The following is a 15689-nucleotide window of genomic DNA, read 5'->3' on the forward strand; positions in this document are numbered from 1 at the left end:
CAAAGGGCCCCGTTCGCTTTCGGCGCAAGAGCAAAGCGCGCTTCGCAGCACGTCCCACGAAGCGCGCTTTGAATGCGGCGTCTCTGTCGACCCCTCAATTCTGTCCCGGCACCGTGGCCCCCGGATAGTTCGGCCCCAATTTGGATGGATCGCCTTCCGCCAGGGTATTGACCAATTCGTGATGGAAGTAATCGAACCGCGCCGCGACGGGCGGGGCGACGCGTTTCTCATACATTTGGCGCGAACGCTCTATCTCCTCGCGCAAACGCGTATAGAGATCGCCTCGTTCGCGCCCTTCGCGCACCTTCTGTTCGTTGTAGAGCTTGATTTCGGAGACGAGCAAGCGCGCGAAACGTCGCGCATCGGTGTGCAAGCGTCGCTCCTCTTCGCCGTGAACCTCGATCGGAAGATCTATCTCGGCGCTGCTTCGACGGCGCGAGGCGAGCGGTGCCGTGTAACCGGAGAGCGTTCCGGTCTGAGCGGCAGAAGGGGAAACGCTCGCCGCCGTGCCGTTCGCTTCAACCGCAACCGGTGAAGGCGCTTCGACCTTTTCGCTTGCCTCAGCAGGAGCGGGCGGAATCTTGTCCTCGCGCTCCGCGGGCGTTTCCGCTTGCCGCGCGGGCTGCTCGGCGACTTGCGCCGATGCGCGCGTTGGCGTCGTACGCTGCGCGAGCAATTCGACGGCCATGCTCGCCACGCGCGCCAGCATCTCTAGGGCCTCGAGGTTGATCGCTTCGGAACCGAGAGCGGCCGAATCGGCATAGAGGACGGCGACCGTTTTGCCGCGCGCGACCAATGGCACGGCGGCGACCCATTCGGGTTTCTCCTCGCCCAATCGGGCGAGTAAAGCCTCATCGCCTTCATGCGCTCCGGGCTTGCCGCTCCAAGCGCGTCCCGAACGGATCACCGCGCTGAGCAAATTGTTCGCCGTAAGCGGGAAGGAGATCTCGCGCACACGCGCGTCGCCCACCGACCCTTCGAATCCGCGCGCACGCCATCCTTTGACCTGATCGCCTTTGACGACGAAGAAGGCCACACGCGGCGCGAACGATGCCGCCCGTTCCACCAGCGCCGATAAGACTTCGGCCTGCGTGCGCCGCGCATTAAACTCCTCGACGGCAGCTTTTAAGATGGCGATATCGCTCGAAGCTTTGGCGCGGGCCGATTCGTTGGCGGCATCCTCTAACCCTTGGTTATAAGCGGCGCGTAGATGTTCGACGATCGAGAGCGTCAAAGGCGTCCCGCTGCCCGCAACTCCATTCAAACGCTCGAGCGCCTGCGCGAAAGCCTCGTTGATCTGCCCCTGCAATCGCGCGATCTCGCTCTGCAAGGCGCTCAACCGAGACGCGATGACATCCTCGACCTCGGCGCGCATCCTTTTTTCCAATTCTTCACTGACCACTTTGGAGAGCCCTCCGTTAAGGCGTGTGGTGCCGGATGGATCTTCCGCGGCGAAGCCACATAGGCTTCGCGCCGGATTATGCTTGCCCATGAGGAATGGTGTCAAGAGATTTCTTCGCCTTGGATCAACTTCAACGCTTGATTGGCTATTGCGCCAAATATGCGCGTTTATCGCGTCAAGAGATTTCTTCGCCCTGGATCAACTTCAGATCAACTTCACAACTTCAACCGCGAGCCATTAACCCGAAGATTTGCGCTCAACCTGTAACCGCGATATATTTGCAGACACTCTCACTGACCCAGCTTGCGCGCCATCCCTGCCGATTCAAATCTGGAAGGTGAACGATGCGCGAAGAACTTGAAGAAGATGGCGTCAAACTCGCCACCGAAGAGATTTTGAGAGCTTACGCGAAGCTTTTCGCCGATGAACGCATCGTGCGGCGCTTTAAGCGCTCGGGCGTCCGCTACATCGAACTCGGCGCCGGGCTGCGCCTCGTCGAACAGAACCCAAACAAGGAGAGCCGCTGGGCAGCTCTCGCCCGCCAGGGTCATCGCATCGCGTGGGTCATGCGCGATGGCGAATATCTAGCGCGGATCGTTGATGATTCAATTACGATCCTCAGAGACTGAGGCGATCCTCCTTTGGAGCGATAGACCGCTCAGTTGAACTTGATCGGAACCGTAACCCAACCGCTCTTGCCGCTCGGGTAACGGCGTTGCCGCGCGATGCGGAGAGCCGAAGCCTCATAAGCCTCCATGCCGGGCCGCGAGTTGGCCACCGTCGCCTGTGAGACGCGCCCTTGTTCATCGACGAAGACGCGCACGATGACCGTCTGACCGCCGGATGTCTCGACGCGTTTCTGCGCGCTGGCCGTCTCGCCGCTCGTCTGTGCCGTATCGCGCGCAATCCTTTCCATCTGCCGACGTTCCAACTTCTCGTGCTGGCGCTGAACCGCTTCCGCCCTGCTCGGCTCTGCAGCTTGAGCCTCTTTGGGCGAAGCTTCCGCAGTTTCGCTCGGCGGCGCAAGCGGCGACGGCGAACTCACCGGCTGTGGCGTGACTGCAGGCGGAGGCGCGACCGAAGCGGCGTTCGTCCTCTTCAAACCGAACCAGTCGGTCAGAGCTCCCACCGCCGTCGCACAGACCAACACGGCGACGGCTGCCACGCCGACGCCTAAGGCTCGACGCCGCCCCTCCTCACCGGCGACCGCCGAGAATTCGGTCTCCCCTGTCTCTTCATACTCTTCGCGCAGCCTTTCGATCTCTTCCTCGGTCAATCCGGCAAACGGATCTCCGACCGGCACGCCTTCGTCCAATCGTCGCAGACCTTCGAGCACCACTTGGGCCCAAGGTTCGTTGATAGTTCTCTCCGGAGCCTCGCGCTGTGGTTGAAAGTCGAACTTCACGTTAGGCTGGCGCAAAGCGTAATAGACAGCCTCCACCCCTTTGAGCGAACCGATGCGCGCGTCAACTAGCTCGCCATCCTTGATGTAGAAGATACCGGGCAAAGGCGAGTAAGCGACCTTGAGGCGGCCCGTCTTACGCTGATTGCAGAAGAACTCGATCAGTTCGGCAAGAGAGAGATCGCTCAGTTGTCCGGTTAGTGCCATGCGACTTCCGTTCCTTTCCGTAGGGCGTTCACTGCTCGTAAACGAAGTTATAGGTGATGACTCCCGCGACCTTGACTGGTTGACCGGAAAGCAGAGTCGGCGTAAATCGCGCCTGACGCGCTGCCGCGACAGCGGCCTCATGCAGCAAAGCCGGCCCGCTGACGGCGCGCGCGGAGATCACCCTACCCGACACATCGACCACAACCTCGACATTGACGACGCCTTGAACATGAGCGCGCCTTGCCGCTTCAGGATAGATGGGCTTCGGCAAGCTGATCGCGCGCCCGTTCAACACGCCGCCGGAGATCGGTTTGAGCAGAGGTTTGGGCGTCGGCGGGGGCGCATCAGCCTCGACTCGCACCGGAGTCCCGGCATCGGCGGCCACCTCGACCGGAACCTTGGGCGCGGGCGCAGGCGTCAACGAAGCCACACGGTCGGGCGAAACCGTGGTCAAAGGCGGAACGGCTTTGCCATCTTTCGCCCCACCGCGCGAATCAGCGACGGGTTTGTTTGCCATCCCCACTGCCCCCGTAGAGGGCTTGACGGGGGCGACCGTCGGATTGGCGACATTACTGGCAGCGTTGCTGGCGGCATTATGGCCGGAAGCGAGCGCGCTCGAAGTTTGAACTATCTTGGCGACGTTATCCTCGTAAAAGTAGGTGATCGTCCGGTAGGTCACTTCCGTCGGCTCATAGGTGATCTTTCCGCCTTCGATGACAGCGACGGATGTCGTCATCTTCACCCAATTTCCCACGGCATCGAACTCGTATGAATAGACCTCCTTGCTGAGGATCGTCCCATCGCTGTTATAGAGCGTCATCTCCGTGATGTTGCCGCGGTCATCGTATTTATAGACCTCACGGCCCGTCAGATTCGAACTCTCCACGGAGTAATAGGCGTTGTCGATCTTGTTGCCCTTCAAATCGTAGGTCGCCGTCTCTAAGAGCACGCGCGGCCCTTCGACAACCTTCCCTCCCTTGACGGCTAACTTTGCCGTTTCAGTGCGCACACGACGCACAGGACCGATCAATCCATCGCGGATCCGGTCGTTGTCGGCCGTCCCTTGCGCCCATGTCATGCCGAAAAGACCGCCACATACAAACAGAAAGAACAGGGCTGTTATGAGGTTGCTGCGTCCAAACATCTTGAGAATCTCCTTCCGTTCGTCGGGTGATCCCAAATTCGCGCTTGAAGACCGATCTCGCAGCGAAAGAGAGCGCTCCGAAGCTAAACGCATCGCGCGATAACTCCGGATGAGGTTCCCATCCCGTTCGATCTTTGAAAGAACTCGCCGCATAGTGCTGATCTACACGTGGAGAGCACGACGCCGTCTTGGTTAAGAAGTGCCAAACCGTAGGAAGGTCGCGCTGCCGGCACCAAGCAGCGGCGGGATAATTATTACACCAACAAACCTGTTTTGTCTAGTTAAAAATGTTTTGACAAGAGCCCGGATGCTCAGCGGCGGAAGAGGTCGGCGGTACGCGGCGCGGCGAGAAGCTCCCGGACGGCGGCGTGGACCTCTTCGGGCGCGATCTCTTCGATCGCGCGGCTGTAGATCACCCGATTTTTGACGCCGAACGGGATGAAGCTATTGGGCGTCGGGCGGTCAAGCAGCATGACGACCGGAGTGCCGACCGCCGTTGCCAGATGCAGTGGACCTGTATCGTTCGAGACGAAGACGGAGAGGCGGGCCAGCGCCGCGGCGAGTTGTGGAATGCTCAGACGATCGAGGATGATGGTCGATCCCGTGAAACTCTCGCGGATCGTCTTAACCAACGCCCGCTCTTCCGGTCCGAGGAGAACGACCACCTGCACCTCATCGCTTCGCTCCAATCGCGTCGCCAGTTCGGCGAACCTGTCGAGCGGCCAACGACGCGATGGGTGGCCCGCGCCGGGGAAGAGTCCGACGAGTGGCACCATCCTCTTCGCCTTCGCCTTAGTCAGCAGCTCCTCGATCGCCTTCTCATCTTCGACGCGCGTGTGAAGGCGCGGCGTGCGCGAAACGTTCTCGATGCCGAGCGGTTTGAGTACGTCCAGATAACGATCGACGGCGTGTTTGCTGGGATCCTCGATGGGCGGTTGCGGGCGAAAATTTGAGAGGAAGTCGAGCGACCGCCCCGGGCGTCGGGCATAGAGCCTGACGGGCGCGCCTGACAGATAGCCGAGCAAGTTCGTCTCGTAGAGGCTATGGAGATCGATGACGAAATCGAATCTCGCTTGTCTGACAGTTTTGACGAGCTGCGCGATGCGCCAGATGGCCATCGGTTTCGGTCCATCGCGCAGCGCGACGCGATCGACCGCCAACACGCTATCGGCGCACCCGGACAATTCGACGACGGGCGCGCCGGGGCGACCGGCGACGACCGTGATGCGCGCTTGAGCGAACCGTTCGCGTATCGCGCGCAACGCGGGAAGGCTCAGAACGACATCGCCCAATTGACCGAAGTCGATGACGAGGATGTTTCGCGGCTCGAACTTCACGGCGCTCAACGGCGTTCTTCGCGCGTAATCCGTCTAAGTTTCACGCAAATCGCGCCCGGTCATCTCCGCGGGCTTATCTATCCCAAGCAATCCTAAGATCGTCGGCGCGATATCTTCGAGCGCCCCGCCTTCACGAAGCTTGACGCCGCGCGCCTCTTCATCAACGAGGATGAAAGGCACAGGGTTGGTCGTATGCGCCGTATGTGGTCCGCCCGTCAGCGGATCGATCATAACTTCAGCGTTACCGTGATCCGCCGTGACGATGCTGCGTCCGCGCACAGCGCGGATCGCTTTCGTGATCCAACCGATGCACGTATCGACGTACTGGACGGCTTCGATCGTCTTCTCGAGGTTGCCGGTATGTCCGACCATATCGGCATTCGCGAAGTTGACGATGAAAACATCGGTCTCGCCCTCATCTATCGCGCGAAGCACCTTATCCGTTATTTTGAAGGCCGACATCTCCGGTTGCAGATCGTAAGTCGCCACTTTCGGCGAAGGGATCAGCAAGCGACGTTCACAGATGAACTCGCGTTCGATCCCGCAGTTGAAGAAGTAGGTGACGTGAGCATATTTTTCCGTCTCGGCCAGACGGTAGTTGCGCACCGAGGTGCGCGCGAAGACCTCGGCCAAGATGTTACGCGGATGCTCGGGCGGGAAGGCGACCGGGAACGGATAGGTTTTGTCGTACTCCGTAAAACAGATCATCTCGACCTTCGGTCGGCCATCCACAGGGAAGGCATCGAATCCAGGGAGCGCGAGCGCGCTCGTCAACTGGCGCGCGCGGTCAGCGCGGTAATTGAAGAAGATGACGGCGTCACCATCCCCGATCGTCGCCACCGGTTCACCTGTTTCGCGACGGATCGAGACCGGTTCGACAAACTCGTCCGTTACGCCGCGTTCGTATGAGCGCTGGATGGCCGCGATCGGATCGGTTGACGGCTCGCCTTCGCCACGGACCAGAAGATCATACGCGCGTTTGGTTCGTTCCCAACGCTTATCGCGGTCCATCGCATAGTAACGACCGATGATCGAGGCGACCTCGCCGACTCCAATCTCCTTGCACTTTTCCAGCAACTGTCGCACATAACCGACGCCCGAGGTCGGCATCGTATCGCGACCATCGAGGAAGGCGTGAACGAAGACGCGCGTCAGACCACGTTCCTTGGCCATGCGCAAGAGCGCGTAAAGATGTTCCTGCGACGAATGGACCATTCCGTCAGAAACCAAACCGATCAGATGCAGAGCGCGATCGCGCCGCTTGGCCCCTTCCATCGCTTCGGCGAGCACAGGGTTATGGAAGAATTCGCCGGTTTCGATGGCGTAATCTATCCGCCCGACATCCGTGCGGATGACGCGACCGGCGCCGATGTTCATGTGGCCGACTTCGGAGTTGCCGATCACGCCGCGCGGAAGCCCGACGCGCACGCCCGAAGCCTCTAGCAGCGTGTGCGGATAGTTCGCCATCAGCTCATCGAAATGAGGCGTCTTAGCGAGCGCGATAGCATTGCCTTCGCTTTCGGCGCGATATCCCCAACCATCCATGATGATTAAAGCCAAAGGTCCTATCTTGCCGCTCAATTCTTCTCCTCCGTAAAACTAGATTTCGTTCGAGCTAGACCTCCCCCTTCGACCATCGCCCTTGAAAAGGAAGATCACTTCCCTCTTTTTTGCGCCCCTCCGTTACGCCGCCGCGTTGCGGCTGCCGTCGCAGCTCGTGCGGCGACCTTTCGCAGCAATTCGTTCTCCACCTGATAGAAGGCTTCCGTCCCCAGAAAGACGCTCGCTTCGCCCAACTCCTCTTCGATGCGCAGCAACTGGTTGTACTTCGCCGTCCGATCCGTGCGCGACAACGATCCGGTCTTTATCTGCCCCGCGTTGGTCGCCACGGCCAGATCGGCGATGAAAGTGTCTTCGGTCTCACCCGAGCGGTGCGAGATGACGGCGGTGCGCCCGTGCTTTCGCGCAAGCTCGATGCATTCAAGCGTCTCGGTGAGAGTGCCGATCTGGTTGACCTTGATGAGGATCGAATTGGCGACGCCGCGTTCGATGCCGCGGCGCAAGAACTCCGTGTTCGTCACAAACAGGTCGTCACCGACCAACTGCACGCGACGGCCAAGCTCATCCGTCAATATCTTCCAACCATCCCAATCGTTCTCCGCCATCCCATCCTCGATCGAAATGATGGGATACTGTTCGACCCAAGATTTCAAATAGGCGACCATCTCATCGCGCGAAAGGCGCCGCCCATCGCTCTTCTTGAAGACGTAGGCTTTGCCGTCGTAGAACTCGCTCGCCGCAGGATCGAGCGCAAGCAGAACGTCGCTTCCAGCGCGATAACCCGCCTGCTCGATCGCTTCGAGGATCGTTTCGATCGCTTCCTCATTAGAACGCAAGTTAGGCGCAAACCCTCCCTCATCGCCGACGCTGGTCGCATAGCCGCGTTTCTTCAACACGCCTTTGAGCGCGTGGAAGACCTCGGCCCCGATGCGCAACGCATCGCGGAAGGTGCGCGCGCCGACGGGGACGATCATGAACTCCTGAAAATCGACGTTGTTATCCGCATGCGCGCCGCCGTTCAAGATGTTCATCAAAGGCACCGGCAGGACATGCGCGTTGACGCCGCCGAGATAACGGTAAAGCGGGACTTCAAGATATGCCGCTGCAGCGCGTGCCGTCGCCAAGGAGACGGCGAGGATGGCGTTTGCGCCGAGCCGTTTCTTGTTCGCCGTCCCATCGAGCGCGATCAAGGCTCGATCCACCGCAATCTGGTCGAGCGCCGTAAAACCCTTGAGCTCGCGCGCGATGATGCCGTTTACGTTCTCGACAGCGCGCATGACGCCTTTGCCGCCGTAACGCCTCTTATCCCCGTCGCGCAACTCTATCGCCTCGTGCTCTCCGGTTGAAGCCCCCGACGGCACCGCGGCCCGCCCCACGTGTCCGCTAACCAACCTCACCTCAGCTTCGAGCGTAGGATTTCCGCGCGAATCGAGGATCTCGCGTGCGTGCACAGATTCGATCGAACTCATCTTCAACATCGTCTCCTCATCGAATTAAGTTAGAGGAAAACAATTGCACAGGACTCCGTTTCGAGTCAAAGAGTAACGGGAAAACTCGCCGAGAATAGTTGCCCGAGAGAACTATTCCGATAAAGCTGGCACAGCGTTTGCCCTGTTAGCCCATAAGCAGGTCTGGCTGTATGTATCCGGATCGAAGGGAGCCAGCGGCAGAAGGGTGCGCTCTGAAATCCGATCCAGAGATGAGGATCGTAGTAGATACATATGAGGGGGAGACGAGCGGCCAACCGGTGCAAGCTAGAAGGAAACAACACACCGCTCGCTCCTTCGGAGCCGGCCCATCCGTGGTCGCGTTAATTAACGGGCATCAAATGAAGGAGGTTAAAGCCATGACAACGCCACAAACCGCTCTCGCCGAAGAAAGGGTGCGCTCGGATCGAGCTGAAGAGCTATTGCGCACCGTCGATGAATCGACCAAGCCATCTCTCGGGATAAGCCTTTTTCACCTTCTGACGCTCGGATCGATTGGAGCATCGATAGCTCTCTTCCTCTCAGGGAAGAAAGAGGCGGGGATCTTCGTCGGCCTCTGGCCGCCGACCTTTCAAGCGCTGAAGTCAGTGGTCGACAAGATGGAGAAGCGATAAAACCTTTGCGCTTTATGGCGGAAGATTCAACTGGAGCTGAATCTTCCGCCGTATTTGAAACGCGCCTCTTTCCCGCCATCATTGCGCGAGACTCTCGGTCCACTCGATATATGCCTGCGCAGCGAATTTCCTGCTCATGCTGCGCGAAGACATATAACGCACCAGACCGAAGATCGGTCTTTCTGGCCCCCACGGACGATCGTGCTTGCCGAAGCACCAGAGGATGCCAGCGTATGAATTGGGATCGCGGCCGTCGAGCGCGTACTTGTTGTTCAGATGTTCGAGCAGATGAAACGCTTCGTCGTGCGTCGGGCGCCACTCGATCACCTTTTTGCCCCACAGCATCCGTACATAGTTGTGTATTTCGCCCGTCCAGAGAAGTTCGCGTTGCGTCGCGTTCCACAACTCATCGTAGGTTTGCGCCTCTTCGATCTGTGCGGGCGAGATGATTGTTGGACGCGGATCGCCGTCGTGTGCGCGAAGCGTGCGCTTCGCCCAATCCGGCAGCGCTTCGAGCGAAGCATAGCGTGGATTGAAGCGCGTGAAGTTGTACGCTAGTTCCCGCCGCACGATCAACTCTTCGAGATAAGTCTCCTTGGCCTGCTGTGGCGCATCCGCGGCCTGCACGGCTTCAGCGATCTCTTGCGCCGACAGATAACCGAAATGGAGGTACGAACTCAGACGCGACGTGCCGTCCACCTCCGGGTGCGTCCGTTGCTCGTGATAGCGCGGCAGGATCTTCTCGACGAAGTGCTGCAATCGAGCTAGCCCCGCGCGCCGTCCGCCGCGATAGACGGGCGAAGGCGCGACGTTGTGATCGATGGCGCATCGCGCGACGAGCGCGCCGATCTCGCCATCCTCGAAAACGGTCTCTTCCGGGCAGTTGACCCGCAAGTGTGGATCTTCGACGGCCACTTTCTCTTCGCGAAACGGGACGAAGTAGCGCGGCAACAGTCGCTTGATCTTGGGACGAATTGTGCGCGCGGCATACTCTTCTTTGGCGAAGGCCGACAGCGGCACTAATCCGTTTGAATCGACGGCGAAGACAGGGATGCGCACGCGCGCGGCGATGCGCCGGTTGTGTTCCGGGATGATGAAACATGGGAAGTCGTCCGTGACGAGCAAAGCCGCCTCTTCAGCTAAGCGCGCCACCGTATCGCGCGGATCGCGCTCGTTCTTCTGCAAGTAGAAGACGTAGCGGATGCCGAGGCGTTGAAACTCGCGGCGGTTCTCGTTCACGCCTTGGAGGATGAAGGTGTGCAAGCGATCGTTCGCCCACGGGTAGTTGTATTTCAGACCTTCGTAAACGACAAGCGGCAAACGTCGTTCGTTAGCTGCGCGAATGGCGAAACAGAGCGCATGGTTATAGCGCGGACGCTTGTAAACCTGCATCCAATAGAGGATATACCGCGCGCGGCGGTTCTCCTCGCCTCGATTGAGTTGTCTCACGCGGTCGGTCAGATCAACCATCGAACCTCAATCGCCCACACTCAGCCTCCACTGTCGGCGTGACGCCCCCACCTCGCACAAGCAAGCGCCGCGCCGCAACCGCTTTTTCGCCCGCACACAGGGGATCACTTCTCTCCTAGCCGGAAAGTCAGTCCGATCATGACGCTTCGCGGATAACCCGGCGTCGCGTGTATCCGCGCTCTTGGCACATCCGCAGGATGCACGCGCGAGACGAAGAAATTTTGCGTCTCGTAGTACCTTTTGTCGAAGAGATTATCTATCGCAAAGTTCAGGTCCAACCTGCTCAGCAAACGCTTACTCACGTAAACATCCACTATATCCAAACCCGCAGCGCGAATGCCAGCGTCGAGCGGGTCCAGCCGATAGCTGCCCGCATGCCGGTAGCGAAGCGATCCGGCAAACCCTCGCCAACCGGAAAGCGTAAATCCAGCGTTAGCCACCGTATGCGGAGCGCGATCGACGTATTCGCGCGGGTTCGTGCCGCGGAAGAAGGCGTTCATCACCTGCGTCAACCCGCCGTTGAAAGATAGATAAGATGATAGGCGAACCGACAGTTTCACTTCGTACCCATAAGCGCGGCTCGGGCCAACGAACTCCGTGCTCCCGTCATCCGGCACATAGACCTGTTGATTCGACGTGTCGATCAAGAACAGATCGGTCGTCATCGAAAGGCGCTTGTAGTTGTGCGAAGTCCCCACCTGGTAAAAATCCGTCGTCGCGACCTTCGGGCCGTTGGGATGCTGGACCACTCCGCGCGCATCTTGACTGCTGATGCCGCGCCCGTAATTGAAATGAAAAGTTAACGGCACGCTATCGAACGGAGCATAAGAGACGGCGGCTTTGGGTTGAAAGCGCCCCGCGCTTTCGGCGCCCGAAAGCTCCGGCGCGATTTTATCATCGACGGCGAAACGAAACAGATCGTAACGCGCACCGCCTACGAGATGCAGTCTTCCGCCGAGCAGGTCCAGCGCCTGCTGCGCATACCAACCGACGTTTGTCACGCGCGCGTGCGCGCTCGTCAACGGGCAACACTCTTCATCAGGCAAAATGCGCGGCAAAAAGGCGCGAACCGGATCGCGACCGATGGAAGGATAGAGCCCGACGTTCGTCTGAAAAGCGTTGAAGTTACCGCCGACGGTTAGCACTCCAGTTACTCCAGAAATCCGATCGAGCCGCACATACTGCAGATTGGCCCCTTGCTGCAAGCGCGAATCATGCTGCTGTATCTCATCCCCGTATTCTGGATCGACGAGGAAGAAAGTGAAATTGGACCACAGGTCGAAGAGCGACCGCGTGATGAACCCATCGACCTTGAGGAGATCTCCGCGCGCGTTCTCTCGCCTATAATAAACTCCGATCGTTCCCGCCTCGACTTTGCCGCCATTGTCCGGGTCGATGAAACCGAAACGGTCGAGCTCTCCGGCGAAGACCAGATCGAGCGGGATCTGCCCGGAAGAGAAGAAGCTGTTGCGACCCGCGTTCAACTTCACGCTCACGCTCGATCGCGCGTCAAGCTCCCGCGTGTAATTGCCCGTCACATTATCCCTGTGATACCGAAGGGGGTTCAGGAAAGGACCATCGGTGCGCGACGCCTCGTAAGCGACGAAAGCGCGCGCGCGCGCAAGCTGCGGACTGTAAGCGAGAAAGCTCCTGAAAGCATCGAACGAACCGACTTGTACCCGCGCGCTCAAGACGTTCGGCAAACTCTCCTTCGTGCGGATATGGACGACGCCGAGACCGGAAAAGTCGCCGTACTCGGCGGCGAATGGGCCGTTTAAGATATCCACATCGGCGATCAACTCCGGCGTCAAGCTCTTCAACGCGCCGAGATACCCTTGCCCATGCCCTTGCGTCGCTTGATTCTGCTGCACATCGTCGACTAAAACTTTCAAACCGCCGAACAGTCCGCCGTGATCTAGATTGAAACCGAAGCGGCGGATTTCGAGCGATTTGCCGCCTCCTTCGTGCTGCCCGGCGTTGATCCCGGCATCGAGCGTGTGGAACAGTTGATCGTCACGCAAGAAGAGACCTTCGCGATAGATCGCGTCGTTCCTCCGCTCGATGGATGGATCAGTGATCGAAGCGACGATGACGACCGATTCGTGAATCGGCGGGGCCAGCAACTCGACCGTGATTCGCAGATCATCCGCCCTCTCGTCAGCGCCGATCTCGCGCACGGTTCGCTTGATCCCTTTACCTTCGAAGGCGAGCGTTATCGGGCCACTCGGCACTTGCAGCCGGAACCTCCCTTCGGCATCGCTCATCGCCCTCTGCTCGCCCAAACTCGTGCGCGCCGTGACCGCAACGCCCGGGACCAACTCGTTGCGCTGTGACGTGACCGTGCCGGAGACGATGCGCCACGCACCTCGCTCCTGTGGCGCGGCGGCAACCCGAAGTCCTAAGAGCAAAACGAGAAGCGCGATGCCTGCCGGCAAGATGAGGCGCGACGCGGATCGACTCGATGATCCCGACGCGAGCCCGCTCTCCACCAAATGGTGTCGCTCGCGAAACTTCTTCGAAAACGTTAAAACCATCGCGAACCTCCGATTTGATAACATTAATTTTAAATTCGTAATACGAAGATCAAGCACAACCCTCCGCCCGCCAACGATCATCTTGCCCTTTAAATTTCTATTTCCTCCGATCCGTGATCTTCTTCGCCGGGATGGTCAAAAAAAGGCGCCCGTGTTTGACGCCTTTGATGCTGATGAGCGCGTCGGCGAGCGCGCGCACTCTCCTGGCTGGCCCCCTTAGGACGATCACTTCCATGCAATCATCGTGACTGATGTGAACGTGTAAGACCGAGATGATCAATCGATAGTGGTCGTGCTGTAGGGCCGTGAGGCGGTCAGCGAGATCGGTCGCATGATGGTCATAGACGATCGTCAGCGTGCCGAGCACATCCGCTGCCTTCGGCCTTTCGTCGAGATGGGCGCGCACGAGCGCGTCGCGCATCAGATCGCGCAGCGCTTCCGAACGGTTGCCGTATCCTTGTCGCTCGATCAGACGATCGAAGCTTTCGAGCAGGTCATCTTCAACGCTCACGCTGAAACGAACCAACTCTCCCATCCGTTTCCTCCATCATCTTCCTCGAGCGCATCCCGTTATAGCACTAATTTAGAATTCGTGCTACTGAATTTCGCGCGGACGGCCCATCCCGAGATCTCGATTTGAGGTGAGCTCGCTTATAGGCGAAGCGATGGCGAGATGTCTTGGAAGCTTTCCGGATCGAGCGTCGCAGGGGTGATTCAAGTTATACAGGCACGGTCACGCGCCGAAGGAGCGCGATGTAAGACCGCTTAGCTTCAAAAACTTTGCTGATAATCCTGCCCGAGCCTTCAGTGTCCGGCGTTCGCTCCGGCAGCGCGCGCCCGCGTCGTGCGGCGCGCATGTTTGGCACAGGCTGCCGCCAATGCCTCATCGACACGCTGCACGATATCGCACTCGGGCTTGCGGCAAACGGTGCTCAATTCAGAGATGACCAGATAACGGGCCCGCTCCAACATCCGCTGTTCGCGGAAAGAGAGCGGCTTGAACTGACTGAGATACGTCAATGTCTTCAGGACTTCGGCGACGGCAAAGATATCGCCCGTCCTCATCTTCTCTGAAAACTCCTTGAAACGATCCTTCCAATCGGTCGGCGGCGAGGCGAAATCATCCGCCAGATTCTTCAAAAGCATCTCCCCTTCAGCCGCCGAGATCGGCGATCGAAGACCAACTTCACGCGCGTTATCGACGGGAACAAGGACGACGGAATTGGTAGACGCAAGACGGAGTGTGTAGAAAGGAAGGACTGTTGATCCGATCTGTTTCTGTTCGATCTGTTCGATGATACCAATTCCGTGATTGGGGTAAACGACCTTTTGGCCGACCTTGAAACCCACCACGCACCTCCTGCGGTTGTCCATCAAAATTATAGGGCGAGCCGAAGAGATCCCCAATTTAAGCCCCTCCTTGCTCGCCTCTTGTGTTGCGACTCTTAATCAGAGTGTAACAATCCGCTCTGCGAGCGTCAAGCTCCTTATTCTAAAAGGCGACGCGGCTTTCCCGAATTCAAATCACATCGGCGAAACCTTTTCTCGTCCGCGCAAACCACCAATATCCACCGACGAAGATGATCGTGGCGACCGCGCTCGCGTAGACCAGGCCGCCCCACTCAGGTTCCATCCCATCCAAGAAGATGCGCCGATGATTCCTCACGAGCGCGGTGAACGGATTGAGATCGATGAGGGGGCGATACCGCTGCGGAACGACCGTCTCCGGATAGACGACCGGCGTCAGGAAGAACCACGCCGTGAGCACCAAACCGAGCGCTTGCGCCGTATCGCGCACGTAGACTCCGAGCGAAGCGATGAACCAACTCACCCCTAACATGAGCAAAGCCTGCGGCAACAACAGGAGCGGGAACCAAAGCCAAGTGAGATGCCCCTCGCGCTGAATGGCGAGCGTGGCAGCCAACAGCGCGACCGTCCCGTACAACTGATTGCCGAGCGCGGCGAGCGCGTGAGCCACGGGGAGCGTCTCGAGCGGGAAGATGACCTTTTTGACCAGATTCGAGTGCGCGACGATCGTGTTCGCCGAAGTCTGCGCGCTTTCTTGAAAGGCCGTCCATGGCAGCAGTCCGCAGAAGAGGTAAAGCGCATAGCTCCATTTCGAACCGCTCGCGCCGAATCGCGCGCCGAAGACGCCGGCGAAGATGAAAGTATAAATCGCGATCATCATCGCCGGAGTAATGATCGCCCAGATCGGTCCAAGCGCTGAACTGCGATAACGCGCCAGCAATTCGCGTTTGGTCAACGAGAGGATGAGGTTGGAGTGGCGCGGAAGCTCCACCAGCGCGCGCCACGCGCCGCTTTCCCGTTGCGACTTCGCCTCCAAACTCACCATATCCACGGTTGATCATAATGGCGAGAGCGCGCGCGATCAAAATGGCCGCAAGCTAGAACTCTCGCTCCGAGCCTTTAAGCCTTTGCCGTTGCGTGATGTGAAGAGTTTTTGTAGTATTTCGCCATTCGCGGGATCACCTAACGCCCCGACTTCATCGCCGACGATCGTGCAAAGGGGCG

13 protein-coding genes are annotated in these 15689 nt (G+C 59.0%); 2 read left to right on the forward strand and 11 right to left on the reverse strand.

Annotated features, from left to right (window positions below; translation table 11 throughout):
- Window positions 1-94: 94 nt before the first annotated feature.
- On the reverse strand, window positions 95-1375 hold the full coding sequence (locus PYK22_RS16660; protein ID WP_157770782.1) for a coiled-coil domain-containing protein: 1281 nt from the start codon (window positions 1373-1375) through the stop codon (window positions 95-97).
- A 371-nt stretch (window positions 1376-1746) separates the two neighbouring features.
- On the opposite strand from PYK22_RS16660, the gene PYK22_RS09120 reads away from it, so the two are divergent.
- On the forward strand, window positions 1747-2031 hold the full coding sequence (locus PYK22_RS09120) for a hypothetical protein (RefSeq protein ID WP_041976398.1): 285 nt from the start codon (window positions 1747-1749) through the stop codon (window positions 2029-2031).
- A 29-nt stretch (window positions 2032-2060) separates the two neighbouring features.
- Here PYK22_RS09120 and PYK22_RS09125 read toward each other — a convergent pair whose 3' ends face one another.
- From PYK22_RS09125 to eno, 5 genes are all read right to left on the reverse strand, one after another.
- Window positions 2061-3011 (reverse strand): TonB family protein, encoded by a 951-nt coding sequence (locus tag PYK22_RS09125; RefSeq protein WP_041976400.1) that lies wholly within the window; start codon window positions 3009-3011, stop codon window positions 2061-2063.
- 28 nt (window positions 3012-3039) lie between these two features.
- Window positions 3040-4155 carry a TonB family protein gene (locus PYK22_RS16665; RefSeq protein WP_157770783.1) on the reverse strand — a complete coding sequence of 372 codons (1116 nt, stop codon included), beginning with the start codon at window positions 4153-4155 and terminating at the stop codon, window positions 3040-3042.
- 311 nt (window positions 4156-4466) lie between these two features.
- Window positions 4467-5492, reverse strand: a complete 1026-nt coding sequence (locus tag PYK22_RS09135) for a glycosyltransferase family 9 protein (protein WP_235789160.1) — start codon at window positions 5490-5492, stop codon at window positions 4467-4469.
- Between the two features lie 33 nt (window positions 5493-5525).
- Window positions 5526-7073: a 2,3-bisphosphoglycerate-independent phosphoglycerate mutase gene (gene gpmI, locus PYK22_RS09140; RefSeq protein WP_041976405.1), complete on the reverse strand. Its 1548-nt coding sequence runs from the start codon at window positions 7071-7073 to the stop codon at window positions 5526-5528.
- Between the two features lie 74 nt (window positions 7074-7147).
- Window positions 7148-8521, reverse strand: a complete 1374-nt coding sequence (eno, locus tag PYK22_RS09145) for a phosphopyruvate hydratase (protein WP_041976639.1) — start codon at window positions 8519-8521, stop codon at window positions 7148-7150.
- A 377-nt stretch (window positions 8522-8898) separates the two neighbouring features.
- On the opposite strand from eno, the gene PYK22_RS09150 reads away from it, so the two are divergent.
- A complete protein-coding gene (locus tag PYK22_RS09150; RefSeq protein WP_041976407.1) occupies window positions 8899-9153 on the forward strand; it encodes a hypothetical protein in 255 nt (84 codons plus the stop codon).
- Window positions 9154-9231: 78 nt separating this feature from the next.
- Here the strand turns inward: PYK22_RS09150 and PYK22_RS09155 are convergent, their stop codons facing one another.
- The 5 genes from PYK22_RS09155 to PYK22_RS09175 all read right to left on the reverse strand — a co-directional run bounded on the left by PYK22_RS09155 (window position 9232) and on the right by PYK22_RS09175 (window position 15510).
- Entirely contained in the window at window positions 9232-10623 is a 1392-nt protein-coding gene (locus PYK22_RS09155) for a deoxyribodipyrimidine photo-lyase (RefSeq protein WP_060635510.1), read from the reverse strand.
- A 104-nt stretch (window positions 10624-10727) separates the two neighbouring features.
- Window positions 10728-13157, reverse strand: a complete 2430-nt coding sequence (locus PYK22_RS09160; RefSeq protein ID WP_041976410.1) for a TonB-dependent receptor — start codon at window positions 13155-13157, stop codon at window positions 10728-10730.
- 97 nt (window positions 13158-13254) lie between these two features.
- Window positions 13255-13692, reverse strand: a complete 438-nt coding sequence (nikR, locus tag PYK22_RS09165) for a nickel-responsive transcriptional regulator NikR (protein WP_041976413.1) — start codon at window positions 13690-13692, stop codon at window positions 13255-13257.
- 269 nt (window positions 13693-13961) lie between these two features.
- Window positions 13962-14507, reverse strand: coding sequence for a CarD family transcriptional regulator (locus tag PYK22_RS09170; protein WP_060635511.1), 546 nt, complete (start codon window positions 14505-14507; stop codon window positions 13962-13964).
- A 169-nt stretch (window positions 14508-14676) separates the two neighbouring features.
- Window positions 14677-15510, reverse strand: coding sequence for an ABC transporter permease (locus PYK22_RS09175; protein WP_041976418.1), 834 nt, complete (start codon window positions 15508-15510; stop codon window positions 14677-14679).
- Window positions 15511-15689: the final 179 nt, after the last annotated feature.

Origin of the sequence: Pyrinomonas methylaliphatogenes (assembly GCF_000820845.2) — a bacterium.
Lineage (GTDB): Bacteria > Acidobacteriota > Blastocatellia > Pyrinomonadales > Pyrinomonadaceae > Pyrinomonas > Pyrinomonas methylaliphatogenes.